Genomic DNA, 15,541 nt, shown 5'->3' with positions numbered 1-15,541 from the left:
GTGATCGCCGTTCACAGATGAGTGAGGCGAAGGAGAGCGTCATGAGCCAGCAAGTCGACAACATCAAACCCAGCTACCCGCTGTTCCGCGACGAAGAGTACAAGGACATGCTCGCGCGCAAGCGCGACGCCTTCGAAGAGAAGCATCCGCAGGACAAGATCGACGAAGTCTTCCAGTGGACCACCACCCGGGAATACCAGGAACTCAACTTCCAGCGCGAGGCGCTGACCGTCAACCCGGCCAAGGCCTGCCAGCCGCTGGGCTCGGTGCTCTGCGCCCTGGGCTTCGAGAAGACCATGCCCTACGTGCACGGCTCGCAGGGGTGCGTGGCCTACTTCCGCACCTACTTCAACCGCCACTTCAAGGAGCCGGTGTCCTGCGTGTCCGACTCCATGACCGAGGACGCCGCGGTGTTCGGCGGCCAGCAGAACATGAAGGACGGCCTGGCCAACTGCAAGGCCACCTACAAGCCGGACATGATCGCCGTGTCCACCACCTGCATGGCCGAGGTCATCGGCGACGACCTCAACGCCTTCATCAACAACTCGAAGAAGGAGGGCTTCATCCCCGAGGACTACCCGGTCCCCTATGCCCACACCCCGAGCTTCGTCGGCAGCCACGTCACCGGCTGGGACAACATGTTCGAGGGCATCGCCCGCTACTTCACCCTCAACCACATGGACGACAAGGTGGTCGGCAGCAACCACAAGATCAACGTCGTCCCCGGCTTCGAGACCTACCTGGGCAACTTCCGCGTGATCAAGCGCATGCTCAAGGAAATGGACGTCGGCTACAGCCTGCTCTCCGATCCGGAGGAAGTGCTCGATACCCCGGCCGACGGCCAGTTCCGCATGTACTCGGGCGGCACCACCCAGGACGAGATCAAGGACGCGCCCAACGCCCTGAACACCCTGCTGCTGCAGCCCTGGCAGCTGGAAAAGACCAGGAAGTTCGTCGAAGGCACCTGGAAGCACGAGACGCCCAAGCTGAGCATTCCCATGGGCCTGGACTGGACCGACGAGTTCCTGATGAAGATCAGCGAGATCAGCGGCCAGCCGATCCCCGAGAGTCTGGCCAAGGAGCGCGGCCGCTTGGTCGATATGATGACCGACTCGCACACCTGGCTGCACGGCAAGCGCTTCGCGCTCTGGGGCGATCCGGACTTCGTCATGGGCATGGCCAAGTTCCTCCTGGAACTGGGCGCCGAGCCGGTGCACATCCTCGCCCACAACGGCAACAAGCGCTGGAAGAAGGCCATGGACGCGATCCTGGAATCTTCGCCCTACGGCAAGAACTGCACCGTGTACATCGGCAAGGACCTCTGGCACATGCGTTCGCTGGTGTTCACCGACAAGCCGGACTTCATGATCGGCAACAGCTACGGCAAGTTCATCCAGCGCGACACGCTGTACAAGGGCAAGGAATTCGAGGTGCCGCTGATCCGTCTCGGCTTCCCGATCTTCGATCGTCACCACCTGCATCGCCAGACCACCCTGGGCTACGAAGGCGCCATGCAGATCCTCACCACCCTCGTCAACGCCGTGCTCGAGCGCCTCGACGACGAGACCCGCGGCATGCAGACCACCGACTACAACTACGACCTGGTCCGTTGATCCGCGCGCGGGGAGGGCGACTTCCCCGTGCCTATCCTGGCCGGCCGGCGCACCACAGGGTCGCCGGCCGACCGGCCCCATTGCAGGAAGACCCCCATGCCCAGCGTCATGATCAACCGCAACAGGAATGGCCAACTGACCTTCTACATCGCCAAGAAGGACCAGGAGGAAATCATCGTCAGCCTGGAGCACGACAGCCCCTCGCGCTGGGGCGGCGAAGTCGCCCTGGCCGACGGCTCCAGCTACTACTTCGAACCCCTCTCGGCGCCGCCGAAACTGCCGATCACCCTGCGCGCCAAACGGGCCGGCGAGGGCTGAGCGATGGTGCCCGGCAACGGACGGGCCCCGCTGCCCGCCCACCTGGCTCTGCGCATCGCCCTGGCGGCGCGTGAACTGAGCGGTGTGGAAACCGCACAGTTGCTCCAGGCCCTGCTCAGCGTCACCGGCGAGCCGATCACCGAGGCGCGGCTGGCCCGGCTGCGTCCCAATCGCCTGCGCAACCGCCTGCTGGACATGACCGGCGGGATGGCGCCCGGCGAGCGGCAGCTGCAGCGCGCCATCAGCCTGCTCAAGGGCCGCGGCGTTCGGATGCCCGAGGAGCCGCTGCCGGCCGTCGAGCCCTATCGCGAAGGCGAGTTGCCGGATTCGATCCGTATCGCCTGCTCATCGGACGGCGGCGAGCGCCTGGATGGCAGTTTCGGCAGCTGCGCGCGCTTTCTCGTCTACCAGATCTCGCCGAGCGCCAGCCGCCTGGTCGCCCTGCGCGAGCCGGGGCCGGTCGCGCCGCACGAGGATCGCCATGCCAGCCGCGCCGAACTGCTGCACGACTGCCAGTTGCTCTACACCCTGAGCATCGGCGGGCCGGCGGCGGCCAAGGTGATTCGCGTCGGCACCCATCCGATCAAGGTTTCGCGGCCGATACCGGCCCGCGAGATCGTCGAGGAACTGCAGCAGGTGCTGGCCGCCGCGCCGCCGCCCTGGCTGGCCAAGGCCATGGGCGGCGAACCGGCCGCCCGCCGCGCTTCGTTTTCCGGGAAAGAGGAAACCCCATGATCAGCCAGACCCAGCTCGAGGCGGTCATCCGCCAGGCCGAAGGCGCCTCCCTCGACGAGGCATTGCTCACCAGACTGCGCAGCGACCATCCCGGCATCCACTTCACCTGCTGCATGGACGACGACGTGACGGTCAACGCCAGGCCCGTCGCCGAGCGGCCGGGATTCAACGTCTATCTGGTCAACTCCAGCCAGCACTGCTCGGTGCTGAGCAACGACCTGGACGCCGCCTCGGGCATCGTCCTGGCCGAAGTCATCGCCGACTGAGCGCGCCCATGCACAACGATGGTGGCGAGGACATCACCCCCCTGGCGGACTGCCGCGACTGCAGCTTTCGCGGCAGCCTGCTGCCGAGCGGCCGCTGCATGCCGGGCGACCGCTGCGTGGCGATCCACAGCGGCCGGCAGATCGATCGCTTGTTCCGCGGCAACCCGCACCTGGCCGTGCAGTACCTGGCCGATCCGTTCTGGGAACGGCGCGCCATCGCCGTGCGTTATGCCCCGGTGGAGGCGCTGCTGCCGATGATCCACGACGTCGACGAGGCGGTGCGCCGCGCAGTCGCCTACCGCCTGCCGCGCGAGCGCCTGGGCGAACTCATAGACGACCCGGATCGCGAGGTGCGCATCACCGTCGCCGATCGCCTGCCGGCCGAGCAGCTGGAGCGGATGGCCACCGACCCGGACTACCTGGTGCGCGCCTACGTGGTCCAGCGCATCGCCCCGGGCCGGCTGTTCCGCTTCATCCGCGACGAGGACCGCCAGGTGCGCAAGTTCGTCGCCCAGCGCCTGCCCGAGGAAAGCCTCGGGCTGATGGTCATGGACCCCGAACCGGAAGTCCGCCGCCTGGTCGCCGCGCGCCTGCACGCCGAGGATGTGCTGGAAATGCTCCACGACCCCGACTGGACCGTACGCCTGGCCGCCGTGGAAAACGCCCCGCTCGAAGCCCTGCGCGAGCTGAAGGAAGACGATCCCGAAGTCCAGGCTGCGATCGCACAACGGTTGGGGTAGGTTGGGTGAAGGCCCGACCCGAGATGATGCTTTTTTAGTCTTTGGCCGGCCTTCCGGCCTGCATCGCCGCGAGGGCGCGCCTCCCACAGGTCCGTAGGCTGCCTGCTGCTCTTGTGGGAGGCCGCGCCCGTTCCCGACGGGCTTGCGGCATTCACCACATCCCTGTGGATTGCCCGCCCCCGGGGCGATGCTTTTCAGGGTGGGCCGGGCAGCGTTCCGCTTCAGCCCACCATTGGTGACTTCCCTGGCCTGGATCTGGTGGGCTGAAGCCCACGGATACGCCGCCGCCCGTCCCGGCCTACGGGGCCACCTGCCGAATTCTTGTTGCGAACCCGACATCCGGGCACGTTTGCGACAATCCGATTTCTGGAAAAATCCATATAGATCAATGAATTGTCTTTTGGTACAGGCATTGCACCCACCTCGTTGCGCATGACCACGACGACCGGAGGGTGCGATGAAAGCCAAGGACATTGCCGAGCTGCTCGACGAGCCCGCCTGCACGCACAACAAGAAAGAGAAGTCCGGCTGCGCCAAGCCGACGCCGGGCGCCACCGACGGTGGCTGCGCCTTCGACGGCGCGCAGATCGCGCTGCTGCCGATCGCCGACGTGGCGCATATCGTCCATGGGCCGATCGCCTGTGCCGGCAGCTCCTGGGACAACCGCGGGACCCGTTCCAGCGGCCCGCAGCTGTACCGCATCGGCATGACCACCGACCTCTCCGAGCAGGACGTGATCATGGGGCGCGCCGAGAAGCGCCTGTTCCACGCCATCCGCCAGGCGGTGGAGAGCTACGCGCCGCCGGCGGTGTTCGTCTACAACACCTGCGTGCCGGCGCTGATCGGCGACGACCTCGACGCCGTGTGCAAGGCCGCCAGCGAGCATTTCGCCACCCCGGTGGTGCCGGTGGACGGCGCCGGCTTCTACGGCACCAAGAACCTCGGCAACCGCATCGCCGGGGATGCCATGGTCAAGCACGTGATCGGCACCCGCGAGCCCGACCCGCTGCCGGCCGGCAGCGAACGCCCCGGCATCCGCGTGCACGACGTCAACCTGATCGGCGAATACAACATCGCCGGCGAGTTCTGGCACGTGCTGCCGCTGCTCGACGAGCTGGGCCTGCGCGTGCTCTGCACGCTGTCGGGCGATGCGCGTTTTCGCGAGGTGCAGAGCATGCACCGCGCCGAGGTGAACATGATGGTCTGCTCCAAGGCCATGCTCAACGTCGCGCGCAAGCTGCAGGAGCGTTACGGCACGCCCTGGTTCGAGGGCAGCTTCTACGGCATCACCGACACCTCGCAGGCGCTGCGCGACTTCGCCCGGCTGATCGGCGACGCCGACCTCGTCGCGCGCACCGAAGCGCTGATCGCGCGCGAGGAAGCGAAGATTCGCGCGGCGCTGGAACCCTGGCGCGAACGCCTGGCCGGCAAGCGCGTGCTGCTCTACACCGGCGGGGTCAAGTCCTGGTCGGTGATCTCCGCGCTGCAGGACCTGGGCATGAAGGTGGTCGCCACCGGCACCAAGAAATCCACCGAGGAGGACAAGGCGCGCATCCGCGAGCTGATGGGCGACGAGGTGAAGATGCTCGAGGAGGGCAACCCGCGCGCGTTGCTGCGCACGGTGGAGGAATACCGCGCCGACATCCTGATCGCCGGCGGCCGCAACATGTACACCGCGCTCAAGGGGCGCATTCCCTTCCTCGACATCAACCAGGAACGCGAATTCGGCTATGCCGGCTACGACGGCATGCTGGAACTGGTGCGCCAGCTGTGCCTGACCCTCGAGAGTCCGGTGTGGGCGGCGGTGCGCCAGCCGGCGCCGTGGGAGCGGCACGCGATAACGGCCGAGGCGCCGGCCCCCGCGCTGGCGAACGCCTGAGGAGATCGAGATGGCGCAGATCATCAATCGCAACAAGGCGCTGGCGGTCAGCCCGCTGAAGGCCAGCCAGACCATGGGCGCCGCGCTGGCCTTCCTCGGGCTGGCGCGCAGCATGCCGCTGCTGCACGGCTCACAGGGCTGCACGGCGTTCGCCAAGGTATTCTTCGTCCGGCATTTCCGCGAGCCGGTGCCGCTGCAGACCACGGCGATGGACCAGGTCAGCTCGGTGATGGGCGCCGACGAGAACGTGGTCGAGGCGCTGCGCACCATTTGCGACAAGCAGCGCCCGGCGGTGATCGGCCTGCTCAGTACCGCGCTGGCGGAGACCCAGGGCTGCGATCTGCACAGCGCGCTGCACGAGTTCCGCCGCGAATACCCCGAATACGGCGACGTGGCCGTGGTGCCGGTGAACAGCCCGGATTTCAGCGGTTGCTTCGAAAGCGGCTTCGCCGCCGCGCTCAGGGCGATGATCGAGACGCTGGTGCCCGAGCGCCGCGACCAGGTCGGCCTGCGGCCGCGCCAGGTCAACGTGCTGTGCAGCGCCAGCCTGACGTCCGGCGACCTGGAGTTCGTCGCCGAGAGCATCGAGAGCTTCGGCCTGCGGCCGCTGCTGATCCCCGACCTGTCCGGCTCGCTGGACGGCCATCTCGACGAGGCGGCCTTCAATCCGCTGACCACCGGCGGGCTGACCCTCGACGAGCTGGCCAGCGCCGGGCAGAGCGCCGCCACCCTGGTGATCGGCCAGAGCCTGGCCGCCGCCGCCGATGCGCTGGCCGCCCGCAGCGGCGTGCCGGACCGGCGTTTCGGCCTGCTGCTGGGCCTGGACGCGGTGGATGCCTGGCTGATGGCGCTGAGCGAGATCAGCGGCAACCCGGTGCCGGAGCGCTGGCAGCGTCAGCGCCGGCAGCTGCAGGACGCCATGCTCGACACCCATTTCATGCTCGGCGACGCCCGCCTGGGCATCGCCGCCGACCCCGACCTGCTGCTCGGTTTCGACGCCCTGGCGCGCGGCATGGGCGCGCAGCTGGTGGCCGCGGTGGTGCCGGCGCGCGCACCGGCATTGGCCGCCGCGCCATTGGCGCGCATCCAGGTCGGTGATCTGGAGGACCTGGAACAGGCCGCCCGCGACGGTGGCGCCCAGTTGCTGCTCGGCAACAGTCACGCGCTGGCCAGCGCCGGCCGCCTGGGCATTCCGCTGCTGCGCGTGGGGTTCCCGCAGTACGACCTGCTGGGCGGCTTCCAGCGCTGCTGGAGCGGTTACCGGGCCAGTGCGCAGGCGTTGTTCGACCTCGCCAACCTGCTCACCGAACATCACCAGGGCATCGCGCCGTATCGCTCGATCTATGCGCAGAAGCCCGCCCCCGATCATTCGCAATGGAGGCACTGAGTCATGGCCAGTCCGATCCGACAACTGCAGGTGCTTGGCGGCGAGAACGACGGCACCTTGCTCAAGGTGGCCTTCGCCTCGTCCGACCGGCGCACGGTGGATCAGCATTTCGGCTCTTCGCGTTCGTTCGTGTTCTACGGCGTCGACCCCGAGCGCGCCGAGCTGCAGTCGGTGGTGGAGTTCGGCGAGCTCGATCAGGACGGCAACGAGGACAAGCTGGCGGCCAAGCTGGAACTGCTCGACGGCTGCATCGCGGTGTACTGCCGCGCCTGCGGTGCCTCGGCGGTGCGCCAGTTGCTGGCGATCGGCGTGCAGCCGATCAAGGTCAGCGAGACCGAGAGCATCGCCGAGCTGATCGCGACGCTGCAGGCCGAGCTGCGCGAAGGCCCTTCGGCCTGGCTGGCCAAGGCGATCCGGCGCACCCGTGGCGCGCCGGACCAACAGCGTTTCGAGGCCATGGCCGGCGAGGCCTGGGACGAATAGAGCGATACCGCACCTTTCCCAATCGAGGACAGCGTATGTACGCAGTGGAAGAACAGCAGGCGGTCGTCCGTGACGACGACCCGGCCCTGCAGGACCCGGTGATCAGGCAGATGGTGGTGCAATTGCGCGCCATGGACAGCTATGGCACCTACGATACCTGGAGCGATGCGCGGGTGCTCGACCCGCTGGTGCTGACCCGCGAGCGGCGCCGGGCGATCCCCATCGTCGGCGATCCGGACGAGGTCACCCTGTCGCGGGTCAAGGCCTTCTACAACGCCCTGGCGCAGATGATCGAGCGCGAGACCGGGCTGCTCGCGGTGCCGGTGATCAACATCACCCACGAAGGTTTCGGCCGCGCGCTGATCCTGGTCGGCAAGCTGGTGGCGCTGGACAAGACCCTGCGCGACGTCCACCGCTTCGGCTTCGAGTCGCTCGAGGCGCTGTCGCTCGACGCGCAAAAACTGCTGGGCAAGGCGAGCGCGCTGGTCGCCGAGCACCGCGCGGTCGCCGAGCTGTGACGGGGAGGGCGAACCGATGACCGAGGAGGAACTCAAGGCGCTGAAGAAGGAAGTCAGCCAGAAGAAGCGCATTGCCACCGAATGGGCGTCGCAGATCCACGACCTGGTCGAGGATCGCCTGCTGATCGACTACCGGCAGTTGCCGGAGCTGGCGGCGCAGGCGCACCAGGCCTGCCTCGACTGGGCTGAGGCCAATGCCCGGCTGGAAGCGGCCGGCAGCGCCTGACCGCCAATACAGAGCGGGCCCGAGCCCGCCGTATCCCAACCGTAGGCCGCCGCCATGCCGTTGGCGGCAGGAGATGACAGATGGAAGCAGTGATAACCGGGCGTACGCGCGGCGGCAGCGAGTGGGTGCCGCAGTTCGTCACCGCCGTGGATGCGCAGAAATGCATCGGCTGCGGGCGTTGCTACAAGGTCTGCCCGCGCGACGTGTTCGAACTGGTGGAGCGCTCCGGCTGGTGGACGAGGACGACGACCTCTACGACGAGGACGACGAGATGATGGTCATGGCCATCGCCGACGGCCTCGACTGCATCGGCTGCAAGGCCTGTGCGGCGGTCTGTCCGAAGCAGTGCCACACCCATCAGGCCCTGGCTGGTTGAGGAGCTGCGGAGATGCCAAGACCCGACTATCACATCTTCCTCTGCCTGCAGCGCCGTGCCGAGGGGCATCCGCGTGGCAGTTGCGCCGCGAAGGGCGGCGAGGCCCTGTTCGATGCCTTTTCCCAGGCGCTGATCCGGCGCAACCTGATCGGCCGTATCGCACTGACCGGCACGGGCTGTCTCGGCCCCTGCCAGGCCGGCGCCAATGTGCTGATCTACCCGGGCGCGCTGATGCACAGCTGGGTGGAACCGGCGGACGCCGATACCATCCTCGCGCATCTGCTCGAGGGCGAGCCCTTCGCCGACAAGCTGACCCCGACGGAGCTCTGGTAGGCATGGGCGAGGTGCTGTTGCTGGAGACCGAGCGGGCGTTCTTTTCCGACCGTACGCCGACCGGGCTGCGCTACTTGCTGAACAGCGCGCGCAGTCTCGAACATCCGGCGGCGATCGAGGCTCTGCTGCTGGAGGCTCGACGGCGCTGGAGCGAGGAGCCGGACGCGCATATCGGCCTGTACAAGTTCTATTTTCTCCAGGCCCGCTACCCGGAGGCCGAAGCCGCCGTGTGGGAAGCCCTGCGCCGTGCGGCCGGCCAGGCCGGCTTCAGCCGCAACTACCGGCGCCTGCACCCTGCCAGCGCTGATTGGCAGGTGCGCTGCGGCGCCGAACGGCTGTACCTGTTCAGCCTCAAGGCGCTGGGTGTGATCCGCCTGCGCCGCGGCAAGGTGGACGATGCGCGGCGGGTGCTGGAGAAGCTGCTGGAGCTGGACCCGGGCGATGAAATCGGCGGCGAGGCCTTCCTGCAGATCGCCCGCGCCTTCGAAAAGGAAAACTGATGAACGCGTCGGTCGAAGCGCGCCTGCACGCGGCGCGGCCGCTGTTTGGCGAAATCCAGAATGCCCTGCAGGCCTGCCTGCAGCGTGCGGCGATCAGGTTGCAACTGCCTGCCGACGGTGAGCCGACCCGCAGCGAGGTGCGGGTCGATCCGTTCGATCGCAGCGAATGCTTCTACAGCGAGTGGCGCAGCGCCCGTGGCGACTTTCTGGGCAGCATGCAGATCAACGGCGACGGCCAGGTCTATGCCGAATTCGACGTGCTGCTGGCGCACCCGCACAAGCCGGCCTGGCTGGTGGAGGCGGTCGCCGTCTGGGGTTGGCCGGACGCATTGAAAAGCGAGTTGCGCCTGCTGCCGGCGCTCGAACATGAATGAACTCTACGACTGGCTGCTGGCCAGCGCACCGCATTCTGGGCGCGTCGAGCATCTGTGCCTCGGGCTGAACTGGACGCTGGCCGAAGTCGACGGCAGCCAGGGCTTCGCCTTCAGCCCGCGCCAGGTGCCGCGCACGCTCGACTGGTCGGGCACGCTCGCCGGGCAGGGCAACGCCGCGTTGCTGCCCTGGCTGCTGTCCTGGAACGACGCCGAAGCCGCGGTCGGCCTGGCCGTGCTCAACGCCAGCGTGAATACGGCCGCTGGCTGCCAATGCGAGGCGCTGGCGCTGCGTTCGGAAGTACCGGGGCATCTGCAGGTGTTCGCGCACTTCCGGCCGCGGCTGGCGGGCCAGCGGGTCGTGGTGATCGGCCATTATCCCGGCCTCGAACGGCTCTGGCAGGACCAGCCCTATCAATGCCTGGAGCGCCATCTGCAGGAGGGCGACCTGCCCGATTGCGCCGCCGAGTACCTGCTGCCCGGGGCCGACTGGGTGTTCGTCAGCGCCAGCAGCATCGCCAACAAGACCCTGCCGCGCCTGCTCGAATTGTCGCGCCAGGCGCAGGTGGTGCTGATGGGGCCGAGCCTGCCCTGGCTGGACGGCTGGCGGCGCTTCGGCGTGGATTACCTGGCCGGGGTTCGTGTGCTCGACCCTGCCGGGGTGCGGCGGGTGATTGCCGAGGGTGGCGGCACGCGGCTGTTCGCCGGGCCGGTGGAGTATGCCTTGATGGCGCTCGGCGAATGATGGCGGCTCGGGCTGACGGCCGGTTGGGCTGGCGGGGCATGATCTGTCACAAGCACCCGGTCAGCGCGCGCCTGCATTTCCTCGTGCCGCAGCGTGGCGGGGTGGTGCTGCCGCAGCCGCTTCCGGCCCTCGCGGTATTCGCCGAAGGCCCGGAACGGAGCGATCTGCTGGTCCACCCGGCCAGTGCCCTGCGCAGCCTGCAGCGCGAACTGGGGATCGAGAAGCCGCTGGAGTTGGTGGCCGATTACCGGGTTGACCTCGAAGTGGCGGGCGGCGTGCTACCGGTATTCCTCGCCGCACTGGACGGGCACGACCTGTGCCGGGCGGCCATCGGAACCCATTGGATCGAACTGACGCAGAGCATCGGCATGCCCTGGCTGGACCGCGAACTGCTCAGGCCGGGCCTATGAGGTGCTGATAGGGTGAAGTGTAGGCGCGTGGAACGGGGCGGTCGCGTAGCCTGACCTCCAGGCATGGACGTCATCGAGGTGGGCTGAAGCCCACCCTGCACTGAAAAGCATCGCCCCGAGGGCGGGCCTCCCACAAAAGCAGCTAGCAGCACCGAGCCCCGTGGGAGGCGCGCCCTCGCGGCGATGCAGGTCGGCAGGCCTGCCCAAGACTGACAAGCATCGCCCCGGGGTCGGGCCTCCCACAAAAGCCGTTCCGTAGGGTGGGCCGGGCGGCGTTCCGCTTCAGCCCACCAATTCCAGTTGTGGAAATCGTCGAGGTGGACTGAAGCCCATCCTACCGCACTGAAGAGCGTCGCCCCGAGGGCGGGCCTCCCACAAAAGCAGCCAGCAGCACCGAGCCCCGTGGGAGGCGCGCCCTCGCGGCGATGCAGGCCGGCAGGCCTGCCCAAGACTGACAAGCATCGCCCCGGGGTCGGGCCTCCCACAAAAGCTGTTCCGTAGGGGGCCGGGCGGCGTTCCGCTTCAGCCCACCAATTCCAGGTGTGGAAATCGTCGAGGTGGACTGAAGCCCATTCTACCGCACTGAAAAGCATCACCCCGGGGTCGGACCTCCCACAAAAGCAGCCAGCAGCACCGAGCCCTGTGGGAGGCGCGCCCTCGCGGCGATGCAGGCCGGCAGGCCTGCCCAAGACTGACAAGCATCGCCCCGGGTCGGGGCCTCTCACAAAAGCAGTTCCGTAGGGTGGGCCGGGCGGCGTTCCGTTTCAGGCCCGCAACAGCGCCTTGGCCATCTTCGGCGACAGCTGGGCTTCGCTGAACTGCGGTTCGTTCGGCGGATAGAGCAGGTCCTCGACGATGCTGTAGCCATGCTCCTTGCCGAGGGCGATCAGGTCGCGGACCTTGTCGCAGGCTTTGAGTTTTTCGCCGAGCGCCGGGTCGTTCATGGCCTGGCTCGAGAAGGCTTGGATTTCCTTGATGGACATGGGGTTCTCTCTGTTGCTGTGGCTGAAGCCAGCGCCGAACGGCTGGCGAGGCATCCCATAGCAACTTCGATGCCTGAGATCATTCCCTTGAATATCAAGGGGTTATGAGGTTTTGACGGGCCGTCGATTGTCGTATTGGCGACAATCGAACAACCGCTCGCTTACCCCAGCAATGCCACGGCCTTGATCTGCGCCCACAGCGGCAGGCCGGGGGCGAGGCCGAGCTGGTCGGCCGAACGGCGGGTGATGCGCGCCAGCAATGGCGTGCCGCCGGCGTCCAGGCGCACCAGCACGTGGGCCGGGGTGTCCGCCGCGGCCAGCGCTTCGACCCGCGCGGGCAGCAGGTTGGTGATGCTGCTGCCTTCGGCGCGCGTCAGCGCCAGGCTGACGTCGCGGGCATGCACGCGAAAGCGCAGGCGCTGGCCGGGCGCTTCCGGGCGGCGCGCCACCAGTACTTCGCCGCCGGGGAAGGTCAGGCGGGTCAGGTGGTAGGCGTCGTCGTGTTCGGCCACCACGGATTCGACCACCACGCCGGCATCCTCGCCGAGGGCGGTGGGAAGGTCGAGTCGGGCCAGGGTTTCGCGCAGGCCGCCCTGGGCCACCACGCGGCCCTGGTCGAGCAGCACCACGTGATCGGCCAGCCGCGCGACCTCGTCGGGCGAGTGGCTGACGTAGAGCACCGGGATGTCCAGTTCCTCGCGCAGGCGTTCGAGGTAGGGCAGGATCTCGTTCTTGCGCTTGAGGTCCAGGGCGGCCAGGGGTTCGTCCATCAGCAGCAGGCGCGGGCTGGTGAGCAGGGCGCGGGCGATGCCCACGCGCTGGCGCTCACCGCCGGACAGCGTGCCCGGCAGGCGCTCCAGCAGGTGTTCGATGCCCAGCAGTTTCACCACGTGATCCCAGTCCACCCGGCGCTGCGCGGCCCTGACCCGGCGCAGGCCGTATTCCAGGTTGCGTCGCGCCGACAGGTGCGGGAACAGGCTGGCTTCCTGGAACACATAGCCGAGGGCGCGCCTGTGCGCCGGGACGAAGAGTCCTGCCGCACTGTCCTGCCAGCGTTCGCCGTTGACTTCCAGGTGCGACTCGCCGGCGCGCTCCAGGCCGGCGACGCAGCGCAGGCAGGTGGTCTTGCCCGAGCCCGAATGGCCGAACAGCGCCGTCACGCCGCGGCCGGGCAGGGTCAGGTCGACGTCCAGTTCGAACCCGGGCCAGGCCAGGCGGAAGCGGGCGAGGATCTGCCCGGCGGGTGACGAATCGGTCATGCGAATCCCTTCAGTTGAAGCCGGGCTTGAAGCGGCGGCTGGAGTAGAGCGCCAGCAGCACGAAGAAGGAGAACACCACCATGCCGCCGGCCAGCCAGTGCGCCTGGGCATATTCCATGGCCTCGACGTGATCGAAGATCTGTACCGAGACCGTGCGGGTGACGCCGGGGATGTTGCCGCCGATCATCAATACCACGCCGAACTCGCCGACGGTATGGGCGAAGCCGAGGATCGAGGCGGTGACGAAGCCCGGCTTGGCCAGCGGCAGGACCACGCTGAAGAAGGTGTCCCAGGGGCCGGCGCGCAGGGTGGCGGCCACCTCCAGCGGCCGCTCGCCGATGGCTTCGAAGGCGTTCTGCAGGGGTTGCACGACGAACGGCATGGAGTAGAACACCGAGCCCACCACCAGTCCGGCGAAGGTGAAGGGCAGGGTGCCCAGCCCGAGGGACTGGGTGAACTGGCCCACGGGACCGTGCGGCCCCATGGTGACCAGCAGGTAGAAGCCGAGCACCGTGGGCGGCAGCACCAGCGGCAGCGCCACGATCGCGCCGACCGGTCCCTTGAGTCGCGATCGCGTGCGTGCCAGCCACCAGGCGATGGGTGTGCCGATGAGCAACAGCAGCAGCGTGGTCAGCGAGGCCAGTTCCAGCGTGAGGCGGATGGCGGCGATGTCGTGGACGGACAGCGGCATGGATGACGGCTCAGTTCTCGTAGCCGTACGCGGCGATCACCTTGGCGGCCTGCGGCCCTTTCAGGTAGTCGACCAGGGCCTGGGCGGCCGGGTTGTCGGCGCCTTTCTTCAGGATCACCGCGTCCTGGCGGATCGGTTCATACATGGCGTCCGGGACCCTCCAGGCGGAGCCCCCGGTGATCTCGCCGTCCTTGTACACCTGCGACAGGGCGACGAAGCCCAGTTCGGCATTGCCGGTGGCGACGAACTGATAGGCCTGGGTGATGTTGCCACCCTCGACGAGCTTCGGCCGGACGTTCTCGCTCAGGCCGAGCTTGTCCAGCACCTGGGTGGCGGCCAGGCCGTAGGGTGCGGTTTTCGGGTTGGCGATGGACAGGTGCTTGAAGTCGTTCTTTTTCAGTACCTCGCCCTGTTCGTCGACGTAGCCGGGTTGCGCCGACCAGAGCACCAGCTTGCCGATGGCGTAGGTGAAGCGCGAGCCGGGGACGATCTCGCCTTCGCTTTCCAGCTTCGCCGGCGTGCCGTCGTCGGCGGAGAGGAAGACCTCGAAGGGCGCGCCGTTCTTGATCTGGGTGTAGAGGCCGCCGGTGGGGCCGAGCGAGGTCACCACCCTGTGGCCGGTTTCCTTCTCGAAGGCCTCGGCGATTTCCTTGATCGGCGCGGTGAAGTTGGCGGCCACCGCTACCTGCACGTCGTCGGCGACGGCGGTCAGCGGCAGGCAGAGCAGCAGGGCGGTGCAGAAACGGTGGACGGGGTGCATGGCGACTCCTTTCAATCGACGGCGATGATGACGTGGGATGCCTTGATCAGCGCGGTGCAGGGCTGGCCGAGGGCCAGACCGAGTTCTTCGGCGCTCTCGTTGGTGATCACGGCGCTGAGGGTGCGGTTGCCCGGCAGCAGCAGCTTGACCTCGCAGTTCACCGCGCCCGGTATCAGCGCGCTGATGGTGCCGGTGAGGCGGTTGCGGGCGCTGATTTTCACGTCCGGGTCGGGGGAGAGCAGCACGAAGCTGGCCTTGATCAACGCCATGGCGGTATTGCCGGGCGCCAGCTGCAGCTCGTCGATGCTGTCGTTGGTCAGGGTGGCGCTGATGGAGAGGCCTTCGCCGATGTCCAGGTTCAGGCTGCCGTTGACGGCGCCCTTGCTGACGGTGGTGATGCGGCCACGGAACTGGTTGCGTGCGCTGGTCTTCATGGCGATGGCCCTCAGCAGCCGGTCGATGTCGTCGAAGCCTTCGATGCCCTCGGCAACCTGGGCGAGGAAGCGCTCGTACTCGGCCTGCATGCGTCGCCAGACGTGCAGCATCTCGCGGCCGAAGTCGGTCAGGCGCGTGCCGCCGCCCTGGGCGCCGCCAGCGGAGCAGATCACCAGCGGCCGCTCGGAAAGGTTGTTCATGGCGTCCACCGCGTCCCAGGCGGCCTTGTAGCTCAGCTTGATGGCCTTGGCGGCGCGGCTGATGGAGCCGGTGGCCTCGATCTGCTCCAGCAGGTCGATGCGCTTGCCACCCAGGTAGCCCTTCTCACCGCGGTTGAACCAGAGTTGGCCGTCCACGCGCAGGGGTAGCTGTGCCTCGTTCATCGTCGTGTCCTCGGGGTTGGCCCTGGCGAATCGGTGCAAGAACGCGTCCAGGGCTGCCTGGGGGGGCGAAAGTTCCTTGCGGTCAGTGACTTGCGTGCGTCCGCGGCACGCCTGCGGTTTGTTCGCAAAG

The 15,541-nt window shown here is 67.8% G+C and carries 22 protein-coding genes; 17 read left to right on the top strand and 5 right to left on the bottom strand.

From position 1 onward, the window contains the following. The first annotated feature begins 41 nt into the window (after positions 1-41). The 17 genes from nifK (at position 42) to H610_RS24095 (ending at position 10,900) form a co-directional block, all read left to right on the top strand. Positions 42-1,613, top strand: coding sequence for a nitrogenase molybdenum-iron protein subunit beta (gene nifK / locus H610_RS0116925; protein ID WP_028240786.1), 1,572 nt, complete (start codon positions 42-44; stop codon positions 1,611-1,613). Positions 1,614-1,709: 96 nt separating this feature from the next. Further along, on the top strand, positions 1,710-1,931 hold the full coding sequence (gene nifT / locus H610_RS0116920; RefSeq protein WP_028240785.1) for a putative nitrogen fixation protein NifT: 222 nt from the start codon (positions 1,710-1,712) through the stop codon (positions 1,929-1,931). A 3-nt stretch (positions 1,932-1,934) separates the two neighbouring features. Next, positions 1,935-2,666 carry a dinitrogenase iron-molybdenum cofactor N-terminal domain-containing protein gene (locus tag H610_RS0116915; RefSeq protein WP_028240784.1) on the top strand — a complete coding sequence of 244 codons (732 nt, stop codon included), beginning with the start codon at positions 1,935-1,937 and terminating at the stop codon, positions 2,664-2,666. Beyond that, positions 2,663-2,932, top strand: coding sequence for a DUF6129 family protein (locus tag H610_RS0116910; RefSeq protein WP_028240783.1), 270 nt, complete (start codon positions 2,663-2,665; stop codon positions 2,930-2,932). The genes H610_RS0116915 and H610_RS0116910 overlap by 4 nt, the downstream gene beginning before the upstream one ends. Before the next feature lie 8 nt (positions 2,933-2,940). Further along, the gene (locus H610_RS0116905; RefSeq protein WP_028240782.1) at positions 2,941-3,672 is read left to right on the top strand and encodes a 4Fe4S-binding leucine-rich repeat protein; all 732 of its coding nucleotides are present in this window, start codon (positions 2,941-2,943) and stop codon (positions 3,670-3,672) included. Positions 3,673-4,129: 457 nt separating this feature from the next. Then, positions 4,130-5,551 (top strand): nitrogenase iron-molybdenum cofactor biosynthesis protein NifE, encoded by a 1,422-nt coding sequence (nifE, locus tag H610_RS0116900; RefSeq protein ID WP_028240781.1) that lies wholly within the window; start codon positions 4,130-4,132, stop codon positions 5,549-5,551. A 10-nt stretch (positions 5,552-5,561) separates the two neighbouring features. Next, positions 5,562-6,938, top strand: a complete 1,377-nt coding sequence (gene nifN / locus H610_RS0116895) for a nitrogenase iron-molybdenum cofactor biosynthesis protein NifN (protein ID WP_028240780.1) — start codon at positions 5,562-5,564, stop codon at positions 6,936-6,938. Positions 6,939-6,941: 3 nt separating this feature from the next. Then, entirely contained in the window at positions 6,942-7,421 is a 480-nt protein-coding gene (locus tag H610_RS0116890) for a NifB/NifX family molybdenum-iron cluster-binding protein (RefSeq protein WP_028240779.1), read from the top strand. Between the two features lie 35 nt (positions 7,422-7,456). Further along, positions 7,457-7,939: a NifX-associated nitrogen fixation protein gene (locus H610_RS0116885; RefSeq protein ID WP_028240778.1), complete on the top strand. Its 483-nt coding sequence runs from the start codon at positions 7,457-7,459 to the stop codon at positions 7,937-7,939. Positions 7,940-7,955: 16 nt separating this feature from the next. After that, positions 7,956-8,165: a CCE_0567 family metalloprotein gene (locus tag H610_RS0116880; protein WP_028240777.1), complete on the top strand. Its 210-nt coding sequence runs from the start codon at positions 7,956-7,958 to the stop codon at positions 8,163-8,165. 80 nt (positions 8,166-8,245) lie between these two features. After that, positions 8,246-8,440 carry a 4Fe-4S binding protein gene (locus tag H610_RS24100; RefSeq protein ID WP_236614316.1) on the top strand — a complete coding sequence of 65 codons (195 nt, stop codon included), beginning with the start codon at positions 8,246-8,248 and terminating at the stop codon, positions 8,438-8,440. Continuing rightward, on the top strand, positions 8,398-8,541 hold the full coding sequence (locus tag H610_RS26035; RefSeq protein ID WP_236614315.1) for a hypothetical protein: 144 nt from the start codon (positions 8,398-8,400) through the stop codon (positions 8,539-8,541). Before H610_RS24100 ends, H610_RS26035 begins: the two co-directional genes overlap by 43 nt. 12 nt (positions 8,542-8,553) lie before the next feature. Beyond that, positions 8,554-8,874, top strand: a complete 321-nt coding sequence (locus tag H610_RS0116870) for a 2Fe-2S ferredoxin (RefSeq protein WP_028240776.1) — start codon at positions 8,554-8,556, stop codon at positions 8,872-8,874. A gap of 2 nt (positions 8,875-8,876) precedes the next feature. Further along, positions 8,877-9,374, top strand: coding sequence for a tetratricopeptide repeat protein (locus tag H610_RS0116865; RefSeq protein WP_028240775.1), 498 nt, complete (start codon positions 8,877-8,879; stop codon positions 9,372-9,374). Beyond that, positions 9,374-9,748 carry a hypothetical protein gene (locus H610_RS0116860; RefSeq protein ID WP_028240774.1) on the top strand — a complete coding sequence of 125 codons (375 nt, stop codon included), beginning with the start codon at positions 9,374-9,376 and terminating at the stop codon, positions 9,746-9,748. The genes H610_RS0116865 and H610_RS0116860 overlap by 1 nt, the downstream gene beginning before the upstream one ends. Continuing rightward, positions 9,741-10,490 (top strand): DUF364 domain-containing protein, encoded by a 750-nt coding sequence (locus H610_RS0116855; RefSeq protein ID WP_028240773.1) that lies wholly within the window; start codon positions 9,741-9,743, stop codon positions 10,488-10,490. Before H610_RS0116860 ends, H610_RS0116855 begins: the two co-directional genes overlap by 8 nt. A gap of 38 nt (positions 10,491-10,528) precedes the next feature. Then, positions 10,529-10,900 carry a hypothetical protein gene (locus H610_RS24095; RefSeq protein WP_236614314.1) on the top strand — a complete coding sequence of 124 codons (372 nt, stop codon included), beginning with the start codon at positions 10,529-10,531 and terminating at the stop codon, positions 10,898-10,900. 764 nt (positions 10,901-11,664) lie between these two features. On the opposite strand, the gene H610_RS0116845 is transcribed toward H610_RS24095, so the two are convergent. From H610_RS0116845 to H610_RS0116825, 5 genes are all read right to left on the bottom strand, one after another. Then, on the bottom strand, positions 11,665-11,883 hold the full coding sequence (locus H610_RS0116845; protein WP_028240772.1) for a Nif11-like leader peptide family natural product precursor: 219 nt from the start codon (positions 11,881-11,883) through the stop codon (positions 11,665-11,667). 161 nt (positions 11,884-12,044) lie between these two features. Continuing rightward, positions 12,045-13,142 (bottom strand): molybdenum ABC transporter ATP-binding protein, encoded by a 1,098-nt coding sequence (modC, locus tag H610_RS0116840; RefSeq protein WP_028240771.1) that lies wholly within the window; start codon positions 13,140-13,142, stop codon positions 12,045-12,047. Positions 13,143-13,152: 10 nt separating this feature from the next. After that, positions 13,153-13,833: a molybdate ABC transporter permease subunit gene (modB, locus tag H610_RS0116835; protein ID WP_028240770.1), complete on the bottom strand. Its 681-nt coding sequence runs from the start codon at positions 13,831-13,833 to the stop codon at positions 13,153-13,155. Between the two features lie 10 nt (positions 13,834-13,843). Further along, a complete protein-coding gene (modA, locus tag H610_RS0116830) occupies positions 13,844-14,593 on the bottom strand; it encodes a molybdate ABC transporter substrate-binding protein (protein WP_028240769.1) in 750 nt (249 codons plus the stop codon). An 11-nt stretch (positions 14,594-14,604) separates the two neighbouring features. Further along, a complete protein-coding gene (locus H610_RS0116825; RefSeq protein ID WP_028240768.1) occupies positions 14,605-15,411 on the bottom strand; it encodes a TOBE domain-containing protein in 807 nt (268 codons plus the stop codon). Positions 15,412-15,541 lie beyond the last annotated feature (130 nt).

The organism is Stutzerimonas azotifigens DSM 17556 (assembly GCF_000425625.1).
GTDB lineage: Bacteria > Pseudomonadota > Gammaproteobacteria > Pseudomonadales > Pseudomonadaceae > Stutzerimonas > Stutzerimonas azotifigens.
Note: the sequence above shows the minus strand (reverse complement) of the source record. Positions and strands in the feature narration are given on the sequence as shown.